General features: G+C 40.5%; 29 protein-coding genes. 20 read left to right on the top strand and 9 right to left on the bottom strand.

All coding sequences use genetic code 11. The annotated features are described in order from the left end of the window. Window positions 1-504, bottom strand: coding sequence for a DUF1189 family protein (locus N1I80_RS12675; RefSeq protein ID WP_340738230.1), 504 nt, complete (start codon window positions 502-504; stop codon window positions 1-3). 202 nt (window positions 505-706) lie between these two features. Here N1I80_RS12675 and N1I80_RS12670 point away from each other — a divergent pair, with 202 nt between their 5' ends. The 4 genes from N1I80_RS12670 to N1I80_RS12655 all read left to right on the top strand — a co-directional run bounded on the left by N1I80_RS12670 (window position 707) and on the right by N1I80_RS12655 (window position 5,788). After that, window positions 707-2,338: a Na/Pi cotransporter family protein gene (locus N1I80_RS12670; RefSeq protein WP_340738229.1), complete on the top strand. Its 1,632-nt coding sequence runs from the start codon at window positions 707-709 to the stop codon at window positions 2,336-2,338. Between the two features lie 12 nt (window positions 2,339-2,350). Then, a complete protein-coding gene (locus tag N1I80_RS12665) occupies window positions 2,351-2,833 on the top strand; it encodes a DUF456 domain-containing protein (protein ID WP_340738228.1) in 483 nt (160 codons plus the stop codon). Window positions 2,834-2,930: 97 nt separating this feature from the next. Further along, complete coding sequence (locus N1I80_RS12660) at window positions 2,931-3,533, top strand: superoxide dismutase (protein ID WP_340738227.1); 603 nt, start codon at window positions 2,931-2,933, stop codon at window positions 3,531-3,533. Window positions 3,534-3,643: 110 nt separating this feature from the next. After that, on the top strand, window positions 3,644-5,788 hold the full coding sequence (locus N1I80_RS12655) for a peptidoglycan D,D-transpeptidase FtsI family protein (RefSeq protein WP_340738226.1): 2,145 nt from the start codon (window positions 3,644-3,646) through the stop codon (window positions 5,786-5,788). A gap of 40 nt (window positions 5,789-5,828) precedes the next feature. Here the strand turns inward: N1I80_RS12655 and N1I80_RS12650 are convergent, their stop codons facing one another. Then, entirely contained in the window at window positions 5,829-6,257 is a 429-nt protein-coding gene (locus N1I80_RS12650) for a hypothetical protein (RefSeq protein WP_340738225.1), read from the bottom strand. A 20-nt stretch (window positions 6,258-6,277) separates the two neighbouring features. After that, a complete protein-coding gene (locus N1I80_RS12645) occupies window positions 6,278-6,652 on the bottom strand; it encodes a helix-turn-helix domain-containing protein (RefSeq protein ID WP_340738224.1) in 375 nt (124 codons plus the stop codon). Window positions 6,653-6,821: 169 nt separating this feature from the next. Between N1I80_RS12645 and rpmG the strand changes: the two genes are divergently transcribed. The 6 genes from rpmG to N1I80_RS12615 all read left to right on the top strand — a co-directional run bounded on the left by rpmG (window position 6,822) and on the right by N1I80_RS12615 (window position 12,792). Continuing rightward, a complete protein-coding gene (gene rpmG, locus N1I80_RS12640; RefSeq protein WP_067403526.1) occupies window positions 6,822-6,971 on the top strand; it encodes a 50S ribosomal protein L33 in 150 nt (49 codons plus the stop codon). 62 nt (window positions 6,972-7,033) lie between these two features. Further along, window positions 7,034-7,609: a 5-formyltetrahydrofolate cyclo-ligase gene (locus N1I80_RS12635; RefSeq protein ID WP_340738223.1), complete on the top strand. Its 576-nt coding sequence runs from the start codon at window positions 7,034-7,036 to the stop codon at window positions 7,607-7,609. 2 nt (window positions 7,610-7,611) lie between these two features. Next, the gene (locus N1I80_RS12630) at window positions 7,612-7,800 is read left to right on the top strand and encodes a YqgQ family protein (RefSeq protein WP_340738222.1); all 189 of its coding nucleotides are present in this window, start codon (window positions 7,612-7,614) and stop codon (window positions 7,798-7,800) included. Between the two features lie 145 nt (window positions 7,801-7,945). After that, window positions 7,946-9,850, top strand: coding sequence for an LTA synthase family protein (locus N1I80_RS12625; protein WP_340738221.1), 1,905 nt, complete (start codon window positions 7,946-7,948; stop codon window positions 9,848-9,850). A 267-nt stretch (window positions 9,851-10,117) separates the two neighbouring features. Next, window positions 10,118-11,218, top strand: coding sequence for a YqgU-like beta propeller domain-containing protein (locus N1I80_RS12620; RefSeq protein WP_340738220.1), 1,101 nt, complete (start codon window positions 10,118-10,120; stop codon window positions 11,216-11,218). Window positions 11,219-11,559: 341 nt separating this feature from the next. After that, window positions 11,560-12,792: an IS110 family transposase gene (locus N1I80_RS12615; RefSeq protein WP_340738219.1), complete on the top strand. Its 1,233-nt coding sequence runs from the start codon at window positions 11,560-11,562 to the stop codon at window positions 12,790-12,792. A gap of 324 nt (window positions 12,793-13,116) precedes the next feature. Here the strand turns inward: N1I80_RS12615 and N1I80_RS12610 are convergent, their stop codons facing one another. After that, window positions 13,117-13,293, bottom strand: a complete 177-nt coding sequence (locus N1I80_RS12610) for a DUF2759 domain-containing protein (protein WP_340738218.1) — start codon at window positions 13,291-13,293, stop codon at window positions 13,117-13,119. A 208-nt stretch (window positions 13,294-13,501) separates the two neighbouring features. Here N1I80_RS12610 and N1I80_RS12605 point away from each other — a divergent pair, with 208 nt between their 5' ends. Continuing rightward, window positions 13,502-14,140, top strand: a complete 639-nt coding sequence (locus N1I80_RS12605; protein ID WP_340738217.1) for an MBL fold metallo-hydrolase — start codon at window positions 13,502-13,504, stop codon at window positions 14,138-14,140. A 200-nt stretch (window positions 14,141-14,340) separates the two neighbouring features. Here N1I80_RS12605 and N1I80_RS12600 read toward each other — a convergent pair whose 3' ends face one another. Beyond that, entirely contained in the window at window positions 14,341-14,580 is a 240-nt protein-coding gene (locus N1I80_RS12600) for a DUF2626 family protein (RefSeq protein WP_340738216.1), read from the bottom strand. Between the two features lie 349 nt (window positions 14,581-14,929). On the opposite strand from N1I80_RS12600, the gene comGA reads away from it, so the two are divergent. From comGA to N1I80_RS12565, 7 genes are read left to right on the top strand one after another with little or no spacing between them, the layout of a single operon-like run. Beyond that, on the top strand, window positions 14,930-15,934 hold the full coding sequence (comGA, locus tag N1I80_RS12595) for a competence type IV pilus ATPase ComGA (protein ID WP_340738215.1): 1,005 nt from the start codon (window positions 14,930-14,932) through the stop codon (window positions 15,932-15,934). After that, window positions 15,927-16,970: a competence type IV pilus assembly protein ComGB gene (gene comGB, locus N1I80_RS12590; RefSeq protein WP_340738214.1), complete on the top strand. Its 1,044-nt coding sequence runs from the start codon at window positions 15,927-15,929 to the stop codon at window positions 16,968-16,970. The genes comGA and comGB overlap by 8 nt, the downstream gene beginning before the upstream one ends. Before the next feature lie 13 nt (window positions 16,971-16,983). Then, window positions 16,984-17,310 carry a competence type IV pilus major pilin ComGC gene (comGC, locus tag N1I80_RS12585; RefSeq protein ID WP_340738213.1) on the top strand — a complete coding sequence of 109 codons (327 nt, stop codon included), beginning with the start codon at window positions 16,984-16,986 and terminating at the stop codon, window positions 17,308-17,310. Window positions 17,311-17,317: 7 nt separating this feature from the next. Further along, window positions 17,318-17,755, top strand: a complete 438-nt coding sequence (locus N1I80_RS12580) for a type II secretion system protein (protein WP_340738212.1) — start codon at window positions 17,318-17,320, stop codon at window positions 17,753-17,755. Further along, on the top strand, window positions 17,748-18,044 hold the full coding sequence (locus N1I80_RS12575) for a hypothetical protein (protein WP_340738211.1): 297 nt from the start codon (window positions 17,748-17,750) through the stop codon (window positions 18,042-18,044). The genes N1I80_RS12580 and N1I80_RS12575 overlap by 8 nt, the downstream gene beginning before the upstream one ends. Next, window positions 18,044-18,481 (top strand): ComGF family competence protein, encoded by a 438-nt coding sequence (locus N1I80_RS12570; RefSeq protein ID WP_340740040.1) that lies wholly within the window; start codon window positions 18,044-18,046, stop codon window positions 18,479-18,481. Before N1I80_RS12575 ends, N1I80_RS12570 begins: the two co-directional genes overlap by 1 nt. After that, window positions 18,462-18,602 (top strand): hypothetical protein, encoded by a 141-nt coding sequence (locus N1I80_RS12565; RefSeq protein WP_340738210.1) that lies wholly within the window; start codon window positions 18,462-18,464, stop codon window positions 18,600-18,602. The genes N1I80_RS12570 and N1I80_RS12565 overlap by 20 nt, the downstream gene beginning before the upstream one ends. Before the next feature lie 63 nt (window positions 18,603-18,665). Here the strand turns inward: N1I80_RS12565 and N1I80_RS12560 are convergent, their stop codons facing one another. The 4 genes from N1I80_RS12560 to N1I80_RS12545 all read right to left on the bottom strand — a co-directional run bounded on the left by N1I80_RS12560 (window position 18,666) and on the right by N1I80_RS12545 (window position 21,257). Continuing rightward, window positions 18,666-19,874 carry a tyrosine-type recombinase/integrase gene (locus N1I80_RS12560; RefSeq protein ID WP_340738209.1) on the bottom strand — a complete coding sequence of 403 codons (1,209 nt, stop codon included), beginning with the start codon at window positions 19,872-19,874 and terminating at the stop codon, window positions 18,666-18,668. 18 nt (window positions 19,875-19,892) lie between these two features. Next, window positions 19,893-20,348 (bottom strand): ImmA/IrrE family metallo-endopeptidase, encoded by a 456-nt coding sequence (locus N1I80_RS12555; protein WP_340738208.1) that lies wholly within the window; start codon window positions 20,346-20,348, stop codon window positions 19,893-19,895. An 80-nt stretch (window positions 20,349-20,428) separates the two neighbouring features. Continuing rightward, complete coding sequence (locus N1I80_RS12550) at window positions 20,429-20,875, bottom strand: DUF4428 domain-containing protein (RefSeq protein WP_340738207.1); 447 nt, start codon at window positions 20,873-20,875, stop codon at window positions 20,429-20,431. Between the two features lie 13 nt (window positions 20,876-20,888). Next, window positions 20,889-21,257: a helix-turn-helix domain-containing protein gene (locus N1I80_RS12545; protein ID WP_340738206.1), complete on the bottom strand. Its 369-nt coding sequence runs from the start codon at window positions 21,255-21,257 to the stop codon at window positions 20,889-20,891. Between the two features lie 167 nt (window positions 21,258-21,424). Here N1I80_RS12545 and N1I80_RS12540 point away from each other — a divergent pair, with 167 nt between their 5' ends. Then, window positions 21,425-21,658, top strand: coding sequence for a helix-turn-helix domain-containing protein (locus N1I80_RS12540; RefSeq protein WP_340738205.1), 234 nt, complete (start codon window positions 21,425-21,427; stop codon window positions 21,656-21,658). Between the two features lie 148 nt (window positions 21,659-21,806). Then, window positions 21,807-22,115: a DNA-binding protein gene (locus N1I80_RS12535; RefSeq protein ID WP_340738204.1), complete on the top strand. Its 309-nt coding sequence runs from the start codon at window positions 21,807-21,809 to the stop codon at window positions 22,113-22,115. Window positions 22,116-22,189 lie beyond the last annotated feature (74 nt).

The raw sequence follows: 22,189 nt of genomic DNA, 5'->3' as shown, positions 1-22,189 counted from the left end.
TCATTTCACTAGTTTTGGGTAATACTTAGCTGCGGCAGCAATGTAGCCGACATGAATGAGCGATGTAATTAGCATACTGTAGTCACTCATAGCTGGGAAAAAATCAAGTGCAATGGTTACAAGGATAGGGACTGTTATAGCGATAGCCGCTGTATTCCACATAAATCGGTACTCTCCACGCCTTTTCATCAATCGCAGCAGAACGACGCCAATATAGGCGAAAATGCTAATGCGAAGGAAAATATAAAAAGTGCTAATCACTAGTTGCAGGATGAAAGCAATCGGATAGATGAGCCCGCCAATCAATTGACCTTGTTCAAGCAGTTCTGGCGAAGCTTCGAATAACACAGCATCACCCACAACATAACGTATAAAAGAGATGACTGTAAATAATGTTACAAATAGGAACACGAAGCGAAAAACTTTACCGATTTTCAATAAACGGAAAGCGGCTAACTTTTTGGGTTCATGGATGGATGCTTTAAAAATTTGGTATAGCTTCACAAAACGACCTCCTCCGTCTAGTACTAGTCTACCATTTTCATGACAAAGAGTGGTTGCTAGTAATTTCGACAGAATGATGACATTTTGTGAAGTAATTGTTAAGGGAATGTAAAGTTTTGCTCGTTTCTATTTACAATTCGTCGAGGTTGTCAACATAATAGGATGCTATTCTACATAAAGAGTGATGGAGGTTGACTGCGTAATGGAGGTAAACTGGCAGGAAATGCTGTTTCAGTTTCTGGGCGGATTAGGGATATTCTTATTCGCAATAAAGTATATGGGTGATGGCTTACAAAAAACAGCAGGTGATCGACTTCGCACAATTCTGGATCGCTTCACGACCAACCCGTTTATGGGTGTGCTCGTTGGTATTATCGTGACAGTGCTTATTCAATCGAGTTCTGGAACGACTGTTATTACAGTTGGACTTGTCAGTGCAGGCTTTATGACGCTGCGCCAAGCAATTGGTGTTATAATGGGAGCCAATATTGGGACAACTGTGACGGCATTCATCATCGGGCTTGATGTCGGAGCATATGCATTGCCAATCATGGCAGTTGGAGCATTCCTTATTTTCTTCATTAGGAAAAATCAAGTTAAAAATATTGGGGAAGTTATATTTGGCTTCGGTGGACTATTCCTTGGACTCGAATTGATGAGTGACGGGATGAAACCACTTCGGGAATTTGAAGCCTTCACGGATATGATGGTGTCGATGAGTGACCAACCGATGCTTGGTGTAGTTGTCGGAACGGTTTTCACATTAATTGTTCAAAGTTCTAGTGCGACGGTTGGGATTTTACAGGGCCTTTACGCTGAAAACCTTGTCGATTTGAATGGGGCTCTCCCGATTCTATTTGGAGATAATATCGGAACGACAATTACAGCTGTTCTCGCGTCGATCGGTGCGTCAGTTGCAGCAAAACGAGCTGCAGCAACGCATGTGCTCTTCAATATTGTGGGGACAGTTATCTTCTTGATGCTCCTCGTTCCGTTCACGGCTTATGTTGAATGGATATCAGGAGTGCTGGCCCTTGAGAATAAGATGCAAATTGCATTTGCACACGGTTCCTTCAACATTGCCAATACTATTATCCAGTTCCCGCTTATCGGAGCGTGGGCCTGGTTGGTAACAAAAGTAATTCCAGGTGAAGATGTAACTATTGAATATAAACCGAAGCATTTGGACAGGCATTTCATCGATCAATCACCAGCTGTTGCAATTGGACAAGCGAAAGAAGAAATTGTTCGCATGGGTGAATTTGGAGTTCAGGGATTACAGCAGTCTTTCGAATACTTGAAGACAGGCAATAAAAAACATGCGGAAACGGCCTATCAGATTGAAGATGCTATCAATAATCTAGATCGCAAAATTACCGATTATTTGATTGAAATTTCTTCTGTTAGTATTTCACCGCTTGAATCAGCACGCCATGTTATGCTGATGGACTCGGTACGTGATATTGAACGCATCGGGGACCATTTTGAAAATATTATTGAACTGATTGACTTCCGAGATGTTAACCGTGTGAAATTAACGGAGGATGCAATGGATGAGCTGACAGAAATGTTCACTTTAACTATTGAAACGGTTCAAAAAGCAGTTGACTCGCTCAATCTGAATGATATGGAATTGGCGAGAACTGTTGCTGAACAAGAGGACTTAATCGATAAAATGGAACGCAGATTTAGAAAGTCGCATATTTTACGACTGAATGAAGGTCGTTGTAGTGCGCAATCAGGCATGGTGTTTGTCGATATCGTCTCGAATTTAGAGCGTATTGGTGATCATGCTGTGAATATCGCGGAAGCCATTTTAGGCAATAGAGGATAAGGGGATGAGTCGATGGAAATGGTAGGCTGGATTGTTGCAATCGTACTGTTCATCATCGCATTTGCTGGACTTGTGTATCCAATCATTCCGTCGGCGGTTTTCCTAGTAGGTGGATTTCTCCTCTATGGATGGATTCATACGTTTGATGGGATGAATATCTTCTTCTGGATCATCCAAGTGTTATTCGTTATTTTGTTGTTCGGTGCGGACACTTTGTCCAATCTAGTAGGGGTGAAGAAATTCGGCGGCTCGAAGGCTGGGATGTGGGGTAGTACAATTGGCTTGCTCCTCGGTCCATTCGTCATTCCTGTCGCAGGTATTTTGATAGGGCCGTTTCTCGGAGCTGTCATTGCAGAATTGATCGTCTCTCGGTCTGATGTCAAGCAGGCATTCAAAACTGGTGTAGGTTCGCTCGTTGGATTTCTAACATCAGTCGTAACAAAAGGTTGTGTCATGGTCGTGATGATTGCCATCTTTGTCTACTTTGTTCGATAAATGTTCACAAATAGTACATTATATTTGAACGCTTTTTACAATTTTGATAATGTTGAAGATGTAGGATAATTTTGAAACTCACTAGGAGGAATAGACAATGGCTTACCAACTACCTGAACTTCCTTATGCATACGATGCATTGGAACCACATTTTGACAAAGAAACGATGAACATTCACCACACTAAACACCATAACGCTTATGTAACGAATTTGAATAACGCACTTGCTGGAAACGAAGAGCTTCTTAGCAAGTCAATTGAAGAATTGATTGCAAACCTTGATGCTGTTCCAGAAGCGGCACGTACGGCTGTCCGTAATAACGGTGGAGGCCACGCTAACCACTCATTATTCTGGGAGCAACTTTCAGCTGATGGCGGTGGACAACCAACTGGCGCACTTGCTGAAGCGATTGATAAAAAATTCGGTAGCTTTGATGCATTTAAAGAAGAGTTCGCAAAAGCGGGCGCTACACGTTTTGGATCAGGCTGGGCTTGGTTATCATTGAACAATGGCGAGTTGGAAGTAACGTCAACGCCAAACCAAGATTCACCAATCATGGAAGGCAATACACCACTTCTTGGACTTGACGTTTGGGAGCACGCGTATTACCTACACTACCAAAACCGTCGCCCTGACTACATTGCGGCATTCTGGAACGTAGTAAACTGGGACGAAGTTGCAAAACGTTTCGGTAAATAATTGAAACGAATAGCATTTTGAAGGAACAAAGCACAGACCCCGTACGTCAAGGTCTGTGCTTTTTCTTTTTTTGGTGTTATAATTCATGATTGAAGAAGGGGGAGATATTTTTGAAGAAGCAGGTGCATAAAGCCGATCAAGCTAAAATACGCCAACGAAAACATATTGCATTTCGCATGAACTTCCTATTCTTTTCAATTTTCGTCCTTTTTTCAATGCTTATTTTACGGCTAGGTTATTTACAAATCGTCAAAGGTGAAGATTATAGTCTCGCGCTTGAACGGACAGAAGAAATTACTGTCAATACAAGCATACCTAGAGGTAGAATATTCGATCGTTTAGGAACGGTTATGGTGGATAACGAACCCCAAAATGCCATCACGTATACGAAAACGACTTCAACAAGTGCAAATGAAATGCATAATATTGCTAAAGTACTAGCCGACCTGATTGAGCAAGATACCAAAAGAGTGACAATAGGTGATAAAAGAGACTTCTGGATTTTGACACATCCAGAGGAAGCAAAAGCGAAAGTATCAACGGAAGAGCAAAAAGCTATTGAAGAAGGATCGCCAACACTATCTCGTACAGAAGTCCAGCGTGCGATTAACAAGTTGACGCGAGAGCGAGTGACAGAAGAAGAGATTAACTCCTTTACAGACGATGAACTCGAAGTGCTTGCCATTTACAGGGAAATGATGTCTGGTTACGCTTATTCGCCACAAATCGTCAAAAGTGGTAATGTAACGAAAGAAGAGTTCGCAGCAGTCTCAGAACGTTTAGGAGAACCAGAACTACAGGGCGTCAATACGACGACAGATTGGGAGCGCGTAAAAAAATCGACGAATGCCATTCTCGGTACAACATCGACTCCAATCGAAGGAATTCCTAATTCACGTAAGGACTATTTCTTGGCCAGAGATTATGCAAGAAATGATCGTGTCGGAAAAAGTTATTTTGAGCAATATTATGAAGAGCTATTGAAAGGTCAAAAGACCATTATGAAAAACATCAAAGACCGTAGTGGTCGTGTTGTAGAAACGAAAACAATTAAAGAAGGAGAACCAGGTAAGGATCTTGTTCTGACGATTGATAGCGAGCTACAACTAGCGATTGAAGATATGGTCTCAGCAGAATTATTGAAATTGAAAGCAGGTCCGAATGCGCAGGAATTAGATAGGGCATTCTTTGTCATGATGAATCCAAATAACGGAGAAATCCTATCGCTCGTTGGTAAACAAGTTGTCAAAAATAAGGAAACTGGTAAATTCGAAATACTAGATTATGCGTATGGTACGTTCACCTCATCTTATGAAGCCGGATCGACTGTGAAGATGGCAACTTTACTCACTGGTTATCAGGAAGGTGCAGCACGTATTGGAGAAGTGAAAATAGATGAACCGCTTAAAATCGGGGGAATTTATAAAAGGTCACTTTTCAACCAACATTCTAGAGTCGCTGTAAATGATATTGAAGCTATTGGTAAATCTTCAAACGTTTATATGTTTAGGATTGCCATTGCAATGGGGAAAGGGAATTACAGATTTGGAGAATCAATGAGAATCGATAAAACCGCATTCGATCGATTCCGTCAATCGTTTTCTTCATTTGGTCTAGGAACAAAGACGGGTATTGATTTGCCGGGTGAGGTGCCTGGGATTCCTGGAAAGGATACATTGACAGGATTATTACTAGACTTTTCTATCGGACAGTATGATACGTATACACCTCTCCAGCTTGCGCAGTATGTGTCGACGATTGCCAATGGTGGATACCGCATCGCACCAAAAGTATTAAAAGAAATTCGTGAGCCTTCTGCAGATGGTGAAATTTTCGGGCCTTTAATTCAGGAAACAGAGATTACGATTTTAAATCGTATTAATAGTACAGATGCAGAGATTGAGCAGGTGAAGCGTGGGATGAAGTATGTGTATGAGCAGGGGACGGCGAGAAATATGTTTGCTGGCAAAGATTATGACGGCGCCGGGAAAACGGGTACTGCGGAATCATATAGTAATGGCAGCACCATCAATCTATCGCATGTTGGTTTTGCTCCCTACGAAAATCCGGAAATTGCTTATGCATATATCATTCCGCATATCACTACAACATTGACATCCCCACCAGGTGCACAAAATGATGTCACCAAACTAGCTGTGGACAAATACTTTGAGCTAAAAGCGCAGCGAGCGAAAGACAATACGGCTACTGTGACACAGTCCATTCAACAGGCACCTGAAGAAATTGGTAAATAAAAAAATAGGGAAGCCACGAAAAAGTGGTCTCCCTATTTTTTTATTTGACTGTTGTAATTTTTTTGGCGATGGTTTGGTAATCCATTGAAGAATCGAGATAATATTCCCCAATCTGAATTTTGCCTGATAGGCCATTGTCGATGAGGTAGGCGTCAAACGCAGCGGCATCTTGAATAATGCCTAAGCTTTCTAATGATGTAGTGACGAAAGTGGAATTGGCACCGCGTTCAATGATTAGATTGGGTTCGTTGCTATCTTCCTCTATTTTCTCCTCTACCTCTACCTTTTGCACGTCTCTTTCCGTGGAAGATGAGGTTTGGGCGATTGCCAACTCTTCTTTGGTTTTAGCAAGTTCGCTTTGCAGCTCAATGACCTCGTCTTGTAATTGCTGTACTTCTGGGCTAACAACTTCCTCACGATTATTGGTGAAATAAAGGATCCCACCAGCTAGGATACAACCAATTCCCATTGCGCGCAGCACCTCCCGCATCATGTCACCACGCCTTTCGACTGCAATACCGTGATAACCTCTTCGTTTGATAGGGAAGACCGTTTGGCAATCTCATTGATGGAATAGCCTTGGGAATGAAGCGACAGAATTTGATTGATAATGATATTGTGAACGGGTTTGGCTTTTGTTTTTGCAATTATTTTACGTTTTTTCCCTAAAGGCATCGGAGGAGCACCGATCATTAGTTCTTCTTCGACGGCCCTTATTCTTTTTTTCAACCCACTAGTTTCTTCATGAAGACTAATGGAAACCTTCTCCAATTCATCTGCGTATTTGTTGGAGAAATTACCGAAGAAAAATGAAGCTATTATACTTATAAGTCCAATAATGAGTAGGATTATCGGAATGTCCATTTCACCACTCCTTTGAAGAGTCAATTTGATATCAGTTTACCATAGACGACTCGTTTAGGAAATTTCAATCTTTCCACTAGACAAATACGAGTTATATGATACACTTGATAAGTCGTATAAATCATGCTCATAATAAATTTTATATTCCTGATGAGTGGGAGGGACAATAATGCGCGTAAATATTACACTTGCTTGCACAGAATGCGGTGAGCGCAACTATATTTCAAAGAAAAACAAGCGTAACAATCCGGAACGTCTTGAAATGAAAAAATACTGCTCACGTGAAAAGAAACAAACTTTGCACCGTGAAACGAAATAATCGCTCAGGCCAAAACCTTCACCGGTTTTGGTTTTTTCATTTGAAAACTGAGGAGGATGTAAATGTCTAAACAAGTAGTGAGGAATCAAGTGCTAGATCTATTGAATAGTATGGATCGTGAAGAATATAGTAGGATGTCTATGGCCATCGTGAATCGAGTACTCCTATCGGATGAATTCCGCAGTGCTGAGACGATTGGACTAACGTTGTCTCGTTTCCCAGAAGTAGATACACGTCCGCTTATTGAAGCTGCCTGGCAAGCTGGTAAGCGTATTGTGGTGCCCAAGTGCATACAAGCAACACGTGAGATGGATTTCCGGCTTATTACATCGTATCGGCACGTAGAAACGGTTTATATGAACCTTTTAGAGCCGATTGTGGAAAAAACAGTTGCGGTTGAAAAAGATGCTATTGACTTACAAATTGTACCGGGAGTGGTATTTTCAAACGAGGGGTACAGAATTGGCTTTGGCGGAGGCTATTATGACCGTTACTTATCCGATTATAAGGGGGAGACGCTGTCTTTGGCGTTTGACTGCCAAACAGGTCAGGCAGTCCCTGTGGAAGGGCATGATATTCCAGTCCATAAGATTTTCACAGTAGAAAAGGTCCTTCATTGTCAGGAAAATGGGGTTTGAATATGAAAGATTATTTTGGAGTTCTTCAATTATTGAAGCGCTTTGGAATTTATGTTTATACGGGTGACCGACATGTCGACATTGACATGGTACAGTCTGAAGTAAAAGACCTTTATGACAGTGGCTTACTGATGCAGGAGGATTATTTGCAAGCGATGCTAATTTTGCGTAAAGAAGCATCTGAATTATGAGAATAGACCTATCGTTATCATCCTTTTTACCTTTTCTTCATGATTAATGAAACTTTTCATCGGTCACACCGTCTATTATATAGTGCAGTTTAATGAGCACATCAAATTCAAAGTAGTAACTATACTGCTGAAAGGGAGAGATGGAATGAAGAACTTCGTATGGCCCAAACATTCCGTACTCATCATCGCAATTATCGCAACTTGGCTTACAACGTATTTCGGCTATTTAACAAGCTTCAATATGAAAATTGATAATCTAATGCAGGAATTCATTCTTTTTTTGAATCCACTTAGTTTCCTGTTATTTGTTTATGGCCTTGCGCTATTCATGAAGAGTACGAAAAGACGCAACATCTATTTACTATCGGTGAGTGCAATCACTTCAATCATTATGTTTAGTAATGCAGTGTTTTATAGATTTTTTAATGATTTCATCACATTACCGGTACTATTTCAAACAAGTAACTTTGGAGATTTGTCATCCTCGGTAACTGCCAATCTCCATTTGACGGATATCTTCTTTTTTACAGATGTTCTCATTGTCTATTTGGCGATACGGTATATACCGGAAGGCCAACGTAGCGAACAGCGCGGAAAAATTGCTAGAAAGCTTTATTTTGTCGTAACAGCTACAGTAATGATGGTCAATTTAGGGCTAGCTGAAATGGAAAGACCACAATTGTTAACGCGCAGCTTTGACAGAGAGCTTCTTGTGAAAAATATTGGAACCTACAACTATCATATTTATGATTTGTTCATTCAATCAAAATCGCATGCACAACGTGCGCTTGCAGATGGCAGTGAATTGGTAGAGGCAGGGAACTATATTAATGCTAATTATGCTGCTCCTGATCCGGAAATGTACGGACTTGCGAAAGGACGCAATATTATTGCGATTTCGCTTGAATCCTTGCAGTCTTTCGTCATTAATGAAGAGATGGATGGGCATGTTATTACACCATTCCTGAACGAGTTGACGAAGAATCCAGATACATTCTATTTCTCTGATTTTTATCATCAGACAGGGCTTGGAAAAACATCGGATTCAGAATTCATTCTTGAAAATTCGTTGTATCCAAGAAACGGCAGTGCAGTATTTTTCACACATAGTGGAAATACGTACCAGTCAATGGCAGAGCAACTTGGAAAAGAGGGCTACTTCACAAATGTGATGCATGCCAATAACCGAAGTTTCTGGAACCGTGATATTATGTACGGTGCCCTTGGAATCGATAAGTATTATGATCTTGAAAGTTATGAAATCGGTGAAGGGGAAGCTGTTAACTGGGGAATGAAAGATATTCCGTTTTTCAATCAATCCGTTGAGTTGATGAAAGATATGCCACAGCCATTTTATTCAAGGTTGATTACATTGACGAATCACCATCCGTTTGATTTGGATGAGGAAGATATGCTCATCCCAGCATATACTTCGAACTCGAATACATTAAACAAATATTTCCAGGCAGTAAGGTATATGGACGAAGCGATTAAAGTTCTTTTTGATGACTTGAAAGCGAATGGGCTCTATGATAATTCGATTATTGTTATGTATGGAGATCATTATGGTATTTCAGAAAACCATAACAAGGCGATGGGGATGTATTTAGATAAGGAAATTACACCTTATGATAATGCGAAATTACAACGGGTTCCTTTGTACATTCATATTCCTGGCTACGGCGAAGGAAAAACGATTGACGAAGTGGCGGGGCAAATCGACTTGAGGCCGACCATTCTTCACTTAATGGGTATTGATACAAAGGAAGATATGCAATTGGGTTCGGATATTTTCTCTCCGGATCATGAACCGTTTGCCATTTTCCGAGACGGACGTTTTGTAACCGATAAAGCTGTTTTCACGCAAGATGTTTGTTACGACAGTGAGACAGGTGAAGAAATGGATCGGGAGGCATGTGAGCCGTTTATCGAACGTGCTGCGACGGAGCTAAACTATTCCGATATGATTATCAATGGAGATTTGCTCAGGTTTAAGGAAGAGCAAGAATTAGAAAATATACCGAAAATTACAGGTCAACAGAAGGAATGATAAGGTTCTGCACGGAACTTTCCGTGCAGCCTTTTTTTATAGCTTAGGAAATTATAAAATTCTCGTACTGTGGATAAGTCGGAATAGGGGATTTCTCGTCTAGGCTCCAGCGCCTAGCCCCTCGAGTCGCTTCGGTCTTGCTAGTAAAGGGTAAAGGGCGCCTTTACTAGTAAGACCTCCAGCGCTTGTCGGGGCTGAACAGGCGCTTGCGCTTTTGTTCCTTGCTTCAGCATAATTTATAGATGAATAGAGAATGGAGGTGGCATCGTGAGAATAAGATTGGTCGCCTTCTGCATCGCCGCCTTACTAATGACAGGTTGTACAGCAAAGACGGACGACAATATGAAAGGAAATCCATTAGATAATGAACCAATTGAACAGGTCGATGTAATCGATGAAGAAATCGGCAAAATACTAACTGCTGATCCTGCAAAATTCCATTTTGTTGCAGATTGGTTGACAGATAAGAAAATTGTCTACGTTGAAAAGGATGAAGGTTTTTACAAAGTAAACACTTTTGACTTGAATACAGGTGAAACGGATACATTGCATGAAGAAAAATCTATTGTCATTGATGTCCTCATCCACCCCTCAAAAAAATATCTATTACTACATACAAGTGATAATTCAACTTCTGCAACGATTAAAATCTTATCGACGGACGGTATTATACAGGATGAAATTGAAGTTGCTTCAACAGAATTGGCCATTGAGTGGAATGATTTAGATCCGTCGCTTATTCTTCTAACTGCATTTTATCAAGATTGGACATTCGATCTTTTTCTATATAAGGGAGCAGAATCTTATTTAGGTCTTCTTCCTATCGAAGATCCATTTCCTAAATGGTTTGGTACAGAGCAGATTGTAATTGGGTATATGGAAGATCATCCCTTAGATGGTGGGGAGCTTCTCCTTTATAACCCAACAACAGAAGAGTGGGGTGATTTAGGGGTCGATGGAGTTATCTATTACGATACATATGAACAGTCGTTATTGACCGTGAAAATCAATGAGGCGGGGGATGCACATTACGAGTTATCGGAATCGAATGGTAGACTTCTGTCGGAATGGACACTACCTGCGGTCAGTAATTATTCAGAATGGGTAGTTCTTGAAGTTGAATGGGCTTCAAACCACACGGTGTTTCTTCGAGCACCGGCAATAGGCGGTCAATTGGACGAGTTATCCTCTCCGTTTCGTTTGATTCAAGAAAAAGAAGGGCAGCAGCAGGTGATTACTGAAGATATTGCAGCGGGCTTCCTGCGCTGCTCACCATCTGGGTTAACTTGCATAACTGGTTCTTCCGCAACAACGCTTATTGATATCGAAACAGCAGAAGAAAGAATATGGCTAGATTTTCTGGAATGAAAAAGAACAACATCTTTTGTGGATATATACGCAAAGGATGTTGTTTTATTTTAGCTTAGGAAACAACCAGGCGCCGATTCTCGCCGCCATCGTCTAGCATGAAAATAGTTCTAACCCCTAATAAAGTTTAGTCCATTATTTCAAAGGGAAATAATGATTATATAACAATACATCCAGGCTGATATAATTTTGGTGGATCATTTTTGAATGATACCCTGTTTAGGAAACTGGTTATGACAGGATTGAAGAACCGTCTATTGTGCATAAAGCACGTATACAAAAATTTTGAAACATTACTCCTGTCATATGTATTGTTAAATTTATGATTGGGGTGATTTCTGATGGAAGCAATGATTGAACGGTGTGCTGGCCTAGATGTACACCAAGAAACAGTGGTAGCTTGTGTTTTATATGGACCGGTAGATAAAAGACCGAAGAAGGAAATTAAAACATTTTCAACGACTACAACAGGACTTTTATCACTAAGTGATTGGTTAACTCATTTTCAAGTAACGGATATCGTTATGGAAAGTACCTGTGTCTATTGGAAACCAGTATGGAACATATTGGAGTTTTCCTTTCATCTCGTTCTCGCTAATGCGAGACATGTCAAAAATGTTCCGGGACGCAAAACAGATGTTAAGGATGCAGAATGGCTTGCTAAATTATTACGAAGTGGACTGATTGAAGGTAACTTTGTTCCGCCGGAAGAGATTCGGGATTTGCGAGACCTTACGCGTTATCGAACAAAACTAATCGGACATCGCACCTCGGAACGTAATAGAATACACAAAATACTCCAAGACGCCAATGTTAAATTGACTTCTGTACTATCCGATATCTTTGGTGTTTCAGGACGCCGTATTCTGGAAGCAATTATGGAAGGCGAAAAAATAGAAGTCAATCATCTTAAAAAACTAGTGGATGGAAGAACGAAAGCGAGTATCGCGGAAATCGCAGAAGCAATCAATGGGCGTATCCGTCTACATCATCGGAATATGTTGCGCTATCATTGGGAGCACATGATATATTTGGAAAAAGCCATCGCTGACATCGAAAAACAGATTGATCAATTACTTCGTCCTTATCAGAAAGAAGTAGAATTACTTATGACGATTCCGGGTGTTAAGAAAGACTCTTCCGCTGTATTTATCGCTGAAATGGGTGTTGATATGTCTGAATTTAAATCGGCGAAACATCTCGCGTCTTGGGCTGGTGTTAGTCCTGGAAATTATGAAAGTGCTGGTAAAAATAAAACGGGTAGGACTACTCATGGAAATAAAGGATTGAGGACAACAGCTGTCCAATGTGCTTCAGCGACTAGTAGACAGAACAATAGAATTTCTTCTCATGAGAAAAGAATCGCCAAAAGACAAGGGAAAATGAAAGCGCGGGTTGCTTCTGCACATTTAATTCTGACCATTGCTTATAATATCTTAAAAACAGGTGAACCGTATAAGGAACTAGGCGCCGAATACGTTCGCGAGAAGCAACAATACAATGAGGCGAAAATGATTAAATATCTAAGAGAGAAAGGATACACAGTAGCGGCATCTGAAAAACAAGGTGCCTGAATTTATTAGTGAAAAGAGCATACATAACAGTAACGCCCTTTTTTAAAAAAACAGGATAGAGGGCTTACTTTCGTATTGCCTTCTATCCAAGTTCTTTTCATACAAAATTATAAAATTCTCGTACTGTGGATGAGTCGGAATAGGGTTATTTCTCGCTAGGCTCCAGCGCCTAGCCCCTCGAGTCGCTTCGGTCTTGCTAGTAAAGGCAAAGGGCGCCTTTACTTTCAAGCCCTCCAGCGCTTGTCGGGGCTGAACAGGCGCTTGCGCTTTTGTTCTGCTATTAAATAAAAGAAAAAGCACCTAATTTAGGCGCTTTTACTTTTCTTATAGACCTGGTGGGTACCCTTGGAAAACGACTGTCGCAATTGTAAAGCCTCCAAAAACGACTGCAGCTCCAAGATTGAATACAATACTTAAAACATTCCGTTCTTTGAACGCTTGGACTGTACCAACGACCGCTAAAATTGCGATAAGTCCGAAAATAACCATCAATAAGTTCATTGGGAAGACACTCCTTTCGATAGGAACTTCTGTTAAAGTCACTCACGTCCTGAGAGTGATGCAGAAGTCAGCACATCCATGCAAGTCCGATTTAACAATATTCCTCCTCTATTGTACTGTTTATAATCAATTTTGTCGAGGTAAATAAGTGACGATTGTTTGAAATCGTATTTCAGGTTGCGTAATATGTGTGGGGGAGGTGAGAATGATGTTGAAGGTTAGTACATATCCGTTAGGACCCATTCAGACAAATTGTTATATCATTCAAGATGAAATGGGGAATTGCCTCATTATCGATCCAGGCGAAGAAAGCTCACGTATTATTCGTAAAGTGGTTAGCCAAGAATTGACACCGGTTGCCATTCTGCTGACGCACGCCCATTTTGATCATATCGGGGCTGTTGACAGTGTAAGGGATCGTTTTGGTATACCTGTTTATATTCATGAGGAAGAGCGTGAATGGCTGTCAGACCCTAAGTTGAATGGCTCTGCAAAATACCCTGGATTGCCGGATGTCCGGAACAGGAAGCCGGATCATTTGATAGCACAAGAAGGTGTGATGGAGGTTGGCCCATTTACGTTCGAAGTACGGCATATGCCAGGGCACTCACCGGGAAGCGTTTCTTATATTTTTGAGAGTGCTCGTTTTGCGATTGTTGGGGATACCTTGTTCAAACGAAGTGTGGGCAGGACTGACTTGCCGGGTGGTAATACGGGAATCTTACTTGATTCCATCCATAATAAGCTACTCACGCTCGATGATGATTTTATCATTTATCCTGGGCATGAATCTTGGACGACACCTGGGGATGAAAAAGATTCAAATCCTTTTTTGAATGGATTTTAAGACGATTTACCTTCATTCGGCAGAAGATTATCACCACTATGGTTGATGAGATAAATGCAGCTTTGTTTTCCTGTTCAGTGGGTGTTCAAATGCTTGCTGAAAGAAGATAAAACCTCCGGACGCAATTACGCCGGGTGTAATCGATTAGAAATAAAAACAAAAAAACAGCCCAACTAAAGGCTGTTTTTTTGTATGTACTTTTAGTGCATACCTTGTACGTGAATGAATGTTGTGTAATAGCTGAATCCAACCATGAAAACAGTTAGGTAAGCTCCAAAAATATACATATACATACGTTCTGTAAGGTTCAAAAACCCAAGTAGTAAGAAGAACACTGTACTCGCGACAAAAAGAAGCGCAGGTGTTAACATATCTCCAACGAAAAACATAACCGCGAAAATACCTGTCCACCAGCCCATTAACTTAAACATATTATCCATGTGTGCGTCCCTCCTTAATAAAACATTACAATAAGCTCACATTCATTATAAAGGATAATGACTACAGATGTAAACTCCAATCGTTATTTCATTGTGACAAAGAAGTGGATAAGGAGAAATGTTTTTGTTTTTATGTAGCAAAATCCTTTTTAATATGAAGGAGAGCCTTTTGCTAAATACAAGATTTACTATATGAAAATGGGGTGAAATTTTAAATATGCTTTCTTTTAAGCGAAGCAAAATTCGACTTCAAGGAAAAGTATTCCAATTTGGAGTTGCAAGTCGTATACTGTGTCGTAAGGTGGAAAGTGGTCTTCCATCTTCAACTTGAAAAAAAGAGGGGTGTTGAATGATTAGAAATGATAACGTCGTCGAACAGAAGAGCTTTCAGCTGCTTGAGACGGCTATCCAATACGAAGCAAGCGATATCCATCTGGTTCCGATGCGGGGAGGATACGATGTATTATTCAAAAAGCATGCAAGGCTTGATCGATCCGGAACATTACCCCCACAGTTGGCGGTCCGTATGATTTCATTTTACAAATTTCTTTCCTCACTAGACATTAGCGACAAACGTAAACCCCAAAGCGGTTCTTTTCATAAACAAATAGATGGTAATAATTTTTCTTTCCGCGTGTCAACGATCCCATCCATAATGATGAAAGAAAGTGTCGTCATTCGCCTGCAAAGGCATGACCGAATCGTTTCGCTCGACGAGCTATGCATTGAGCAGGAATGGTCAGATAAATTGCGCCAAGCAGTTTCTGAGCAGCAAGGTCTTATTTTATTGACCGGGCCAACTGGCTGCGGCAAGACGACGACCATTTATTCTTTAACGGCTCATTTGAATCAGTTAGAACGGCATGTGATTACTCTAGAAGATCCTGTCGAAAATAACCACTCGCATTTATTGCAAATTCAAGTAAATGAACGGTCGGGGATGACATATTCCGCTGGTTTGAAAGCTATACTGCGTCATTCACCAGATGTTATTATGATTGGGGAAATCAGGGATAGCGAAACTGCGAAAATTGCTGTTCAAGCTGCTTTAACGGGACATTTAGTTCTGACTAGCGTTCACTCCAAAGATCCAGCGGGTTGTTTTTATAGAATGATGGATTTTGGTATTTCTGCTGAAGAACTGCGACAAACGATTATTTGTATAGCAGCCCAACGTTTAGTTCAAACAGCTTCTGGGCAGATGGGGGCGGTCTTTGAAATTATTCAAGGAGATACGCTTAACCGTATGACTGACTCGATTATGAAAGGCGATCGAGTGGTTGTTCCAGAAGAGTTGAGGGTGGAGTCGCTCATTCAAAAATACAGTAGACGAAGCGTGATACAAGATGCCTAAAATACTATTTCAACAAAGAAATAGACTTCACAATCGCCCAGAATTTCTAGAGCGACTTGCTGTTTTGTTGATGGAGGGATATACATTTCATGACGGTATCACATTGTTATTGCCACATCATATGAAAGAGTACGCTACTGTTTTAGCGATCATTAATGATGACTTTAAGCAAGGGCTCGGTGTGACACATATCTTAGGGAGATTTGATTTTTCTTCAAGTACGCTTCTCCCTGTTGCCATTGCGGAATTGGATGGGCGACTTGCGTTAGCTTTGAAAGGGATGGCAGCCCGTTTGAGGAGAAAAGAAGAAAAACAAAAGAAATTAAAAAACCTTTTGGCATATCCGATTGTTCTATTTGTCTTTATCAGTGTCTTGCTTCTTGCTTTTCGGCGTTTTTTCTTGCCTAACATGGAAGCTCTTGCATTGACTAGACACAGTGGAGCGAATGGATTTGTATCCAGCTTACCATCGATTGTGACAAAGATTCCTGACGTTGTAATAAGTTTGGTGTTGCTGATTATGTTATTAACGTTACTATGCGTCGTCATTTACAAAAAATTTGAACCTAAAACTAAAATTCGTATCATGATGTCAATTCCTGTCGTAGCTACTTTTTTTTCGATGCTAAAAACGCGCGATTTTGCAAGTGAAATAGGAAGTTTGTTACAATCAGGGCTTTCTATGCAAAATGCCCTTGATGTCTTGATTGACCAACATCTGGATATTGTACTCAGTGAAATTGCTAGTAATGTAAAAGAATTAGTTGTTTTCGGAGAGCCATTCCACACAGCCACCTACATGACAGCAGGTCTGAGCACTCAATTAGCTGCATTTGCCGAGCATGGATCGGACAGTGGTTATTTGGCGAAAGAGCTACTCATTTATAGTGAGCATCTAGCTGAGGCAATAGATGATATGTTAACGAGAGCTTTAGCTGTGCTTCAGCCAGCTCTTTTTAGTATCATTGCCATTTGTATTTTAGCTGCTTATCTTGCCTTGCTCCTACCAGTTTACGGCATGATGAATAAATTATGAAAGGAGAAAATAGATGAAAAAGTATAAGGAAGAATATGGATTCACTTTGATTGAAATGATGATTGTTCTCCTCATCATTTCAATGCTTATCCTAATCGCTATTCCGAATGTAACAAAGCATTCCAGGTCAATTGATGAAAAAGGGTGTGCGGCCTATGTGAAAATGGTTGAAGGGCAGGTAGAGGCGTTTAAAATGGATGAAAAACAGATGCCTACAAGTCTAGCAGATTTAACAGATAAGGAATACCTACCTGAAAATCCGCAATGTCCAGATGGGCGGCAGCTATCCATTAACACGGAAGGTAAAGTAGAAGTGGCGGGGGGATCTACAAATCCATGAGCGGGTGGTGAAGGACAATAAGGAAAGTGGTTTCACGTTTCTAGAAATGATTCTCGTCTTATCTATTGTATCGATTATAACCGCTGTTATTTTGCCGATTGGCGATAGGTGGATACGAACTGTCTCAGAAGAAGATGGATTGCAAGCGTTTATTGCATCGATTCATAATTTACAGGCGTATTCCATGGCGAATCATGTGGGGACGAAATTAGATTTCATGAATTCGGGTGCGACGTACATTACATCGGTGCCGGGGAAATTTGAATTTGCAAGGACAGATTTTCCAGCAGGTATGAGATTAGTCGATTCAAGTCGTATGAGAGCAGTTGAATTTCATGCTAACGGAGATATTGTGAAATCAGGCACGTTTGTACTGGAAACAAGTTCTGGTCTAATTGAAATACGCTTTCAATTTCAGCGTGGGAGGATGATTATTTATGAATGAGGGAGGTTATTCATGGTCTGAGGCAATACTAACGCTGATGATTGTCATGACCGTCTTTGGAACACTACTTCCTTTAGCGACAACAATGACCTTGAAGTTACAGATGAAAAAGTCGCAAATGTACGCAGCGGAAACGGCTCTTCAGGGGGCTATCTATTTTAAGGCGTATGGCTTGCTGGAAGGTGGCCGTGAGATAGACGGGATCGATTATGACTGGTCGATTGAAGGACAAGCTGTCTGTGTATCGTATCGTGTAGTCGATAAGGATATTAGGAAATGTGTCGGTTGATGAAGAAGATGGATGAACAGGGCTATACACTGCTAGAAAATATCTTTCAACTTCTTATTATGACAGCTTTCATCCACCTTTTTCTGCTGTTTTTCTTTTGGAAAGGTCCAATTGATCAACAATACGCAGATTACTCGTCCACGCAATGGGAATTATTCTCTGTCGAATTGCAGCAACTTCTTGCAAATGTCAAAGAAATTCAATTGCTGAATGCGGGAAAAGTTATTCATCTTCAAAATAATCATGGATCTGTTACGATTGAACAAAGTGGCACTGTCATAAGAAAGCGAGTGGCTGGGAGTGGACATATTCCGCTATTTACAGGTATACAAGCTGTAACATTTACCTTTGATAGTACGACTTTGACTGCCTTTGTGACGATGGTGGATGGTTCCGTTAACGTAAGGGGGTTCGCCGTTGGGATTTATCCAGAATGAACGCGGTGCTATGCTTGCGGCAGCGATTATTTTATTATTTTTCGTCAGTCTCTTTCTTTTCACCCTCGTTTCATGGCATGATAGTCTACATCATATAGATTTGAGAGGTAGAATGCTGTGATACCAACGGTTTATGGCTATGTGCAAGAACTGAAAATATGAAAAACTAACATTCTGCTAACTTTTATTTCTCTTTCCTTGCTAAAGCAGAAGATTTTACGATATCCCCGAATTTTTTATGCATATCCTCACTCACGGTTTTCTTCATGCGCTTACTGACATGTGTATACACTTCACGGGTCATTTTAGCGTTCTTATGCCCAACTCGATTCATAATATAGTTTAAGTCTGCGCCCGCTTCTGTGAGCATGCTGACATGCGTGTGACGTAATATATGGGGAGTGGCATGTTTTTTGATCGAGGTTTTTTTAAGCAACCTCGTCATGCGTTGGTCGAAAAATCCAACAAAGTAAGGGCGACCATTCGGACGACTGAAAACAAGTTTCAAATCTTGGTAATCATCATCTTTTAAATTTGTCTGTCTAACCTTATCCTGGTACTCTTTCAATTCTGCGAGCATATCCATTATACCTTGATCCATCTCGATTGTCCTAATAGATTCGGTCGTCTTCGGCGTATCGATGTCAAAGTCATACATATTGTTAGTGGGGGAGTAAATTGTTTTCGTGATCCGTATTTTATTTTCTTCAAAATTAATATCAGGCCATTTCAAAGCGCATATTTCCCCGGGACGCATTCCACTAAATGCAGCAACGTGAAAAAACTCCATGTCGAATAATAATCCTCTGGTAGCTGTCGTTTCTAAAAACTCTTCCAATTCTTCGCGTTCAAAAAACTTATCCCTCGCATTATAATTTTCAATGTCATCAACGGTTAGTTTTTTCTTCGGCAAGAACGCTTCAGTTATCGGACTTTTTTTAATCATTTTGTGCTTTATTGCATATCTGTACATCATCGTCACCGTCGTATGGTAACCACCAATACTTGATGTGGCATAACCTTTTTCGAAAACGTCATTGAGCATTGTTTGATATTGATACAGCGTCAAATCGCCAATTCTGACACTGCCAATGTAGCTGTTTATCCTCTTTAACGCCGATTCTTTATAATCAATCGTGGACCGTTTCACACCGGTTAACCTGTATTCTTCAAGCCATAAGGAACCTAGTTCGGCAATAGTCATTCGCTCTGCTACTTTTTCGTCCACGCCAAAATCTTTCAAGCTATCTATTGCATCTTGTACTTTTTTTGTAGCTTCAGATTTCGTTTTACCTCGCCTTGATATTTGCCTTCGTTTACCTGTGACTGGATCGCGCGGGCCGTCAGTGACACATACCCACTTTTTGCCCTTGATTAACTCTTTGCAATGCACGAAATCTCCTCCCTTTAATTAAGACAACATCGCATATGCATGTTGCTGCGTGAATTTTTCCAATCTAATTTCTGCGAATTCGTAAGATACACTGAATGCTTTCTGAATCTCCCATATCGCTTTTCTACGATTGCGCGGCAAATCCAATTCGTGCAGCATAAATGTAGGAACGCAGAAATGATACATAAAACTTTCAGCCTGCCATTCTTGCAATTTCCTGAATAGCGGGTGCATGTTCAACTGATTGCCGCTATGTCGCAAAAAGTGACAAACTTCATGTCCGAATTCCATCCACTCCTCGCGTTTCGTACCTCTCACTAGGATGACTTCATTGTCGAATCTATACGCACTTCTTTTGTAGACAATCTCTACTTCTAACCTTTTCGCTATTACCCACATATCCATATCGGCGGGGGTGGTAATGCCTATCGATATGTACAAGTCGCGTATAAAGTCCTCTAAGTATGTATACAAGTAATGACCTCCTTAGAATGTATGTTTGGTTTGGCGGGTAAAAGAAAAGGCGTACGAAAATGCACACCGATTAAAGTTGATTACTTTTTATTCTTAGTTGTAAAAATATCTCCACAATTATTACATCTCCATTGGTCATCGCCTTTTTTTCCGGCGAAACCAGCCAATGCACCTACGCCACCAGTCAATATTGCGCCACCAGCTGCTTTACCTACCGAGAACGCCTTTTTATTATTTTGCATGAATTGTAAATTTTTAGAAGCGCATTTAGGACATTTGATAGTCGGATTTAATTGTTCTTCTAACTCTTCCAAAGTTGGCGGTGTGTGTTTTTTTATTTTATGACCAGATTTGATGATAGACTCTCTGATTTCATCCGCGGTGACGGTTTTTAGTTTAAGCATTTGCTTAGTTGTAAGACTTGTTGCTTTTTTAAAACAATCCATACATAAAAAATCATCGTTTGCAATTTTACGCCTGTCCATTATAGAGGCTTCTTTTTCACATATTGCACACAGTTTGGCCAACGCAATCCACTCCTTACTGTTTTTTCTGACTCACCTTAAACTTAATATAATCATATACTTCTTTCATCTCTTCTGCGTCCAGCGACTCCAAATCTCTGAACATCAAATCAATGTCAGGGAATTCGGCTGCTATCCGACCCATATAAAAAGCTTTATCTTCATTAACATGTTCAGAACTAGTATTACTGGACCTACCTAGTAAGTAGTCTACTTTAACTTCATAGAGATCAGCTAATTTAGTTAGTGTTTCAGTGTCCGGATCTCGATAATCTCTTTCGTAATTGGATAGGACGGTATTTGTGATTCCAATTTTTTCAGCAACAAATTTTTGGGACCAATTTCTTTTTGTTCTCTCGTGTCCTAATCGCTTACCTAAACTCATGATTTTAATCCTCTCGTTATTTATTTGTTCTTTAATAATATCAATATTTCACGTAGCGTTAAATAGATTCCACGAAAAGTTAATAAAAGTGTTGACATCCACTTAACGTGGAGTTAATATGTAATTAGGAGTTCCACATAAAGTGGATTTTGGAAGGCGGTGACATGATGGAAATTCACGAAAAGGTGAGTGAATTGAGGATTTCGAAAGGAATCTCTCAAACTTTCATCGCTAGTAAGCTTGATATCACAGTATCGGGATACAATATGAAAGAACGTGGAAAACGTCCCATCAGTATTAAGGAGTTAGAACTGATAGCAAAAACGCTCGACGTAGAGACTTCATATTTTTTTGAGAATAGAATCCACGTAAAGTGTAAAAATGGACAAGCGGTCGTATAAAAATATATACCTCACACCCAGCAACGAAAGTTCGAAAGAGCGGAGTCGGCCACGATCTTCTTCTATAGAAGGGAGCCACGCCAATAGGTTACGCCAAGACTTCGAACTTTGATTGGTGGGTGTGGAGAGTGAGAAAGGAGAGTTTGACATGATAACCATGGAATTTGACTACGACAAACTTGCAGAAGCGTTAAGGCCTGTACTTCGGGAAGAAGTTCAATCGTTCATGAGTGAGTCGCTACAAAAACGCGATTTACCACCTCTGCTAACGCGAAAAGAAATGATGTCTCTGTTACGCATCAGTCATGACAAAGCAGCAGAGTTAACCGCAAGACCAGATTTCCCGGTCAATAGAGCGGTCGGGCGATTATTGTTCCCGACGGACAAGTTGTTTGAATGGGTAGACCGTCACACACAATGGGTTGAAGAAAACACTGGTTATTTCAAAGTTAGCTAGATTCACAAATCGCAACTATCTTCATTGGTGAAACGATGACTAGATCAGAATTACTAATCTACTAACTATTAATA

This window comes from Sporosarcina sp. FSL K6-3457, assembly GCF_038007285.1.
In the GTDB taxonomy this organism is placed as follows: domain Bacteria; phylum Bacillota; class Bacilli; order Bacillales_A; family Planococcaceae; genus Sporosarcina.
Note: the sequence above shows the minus strand (reverse complement) of the source record. Positions and strands in the feature narration are given on the sequence as shown.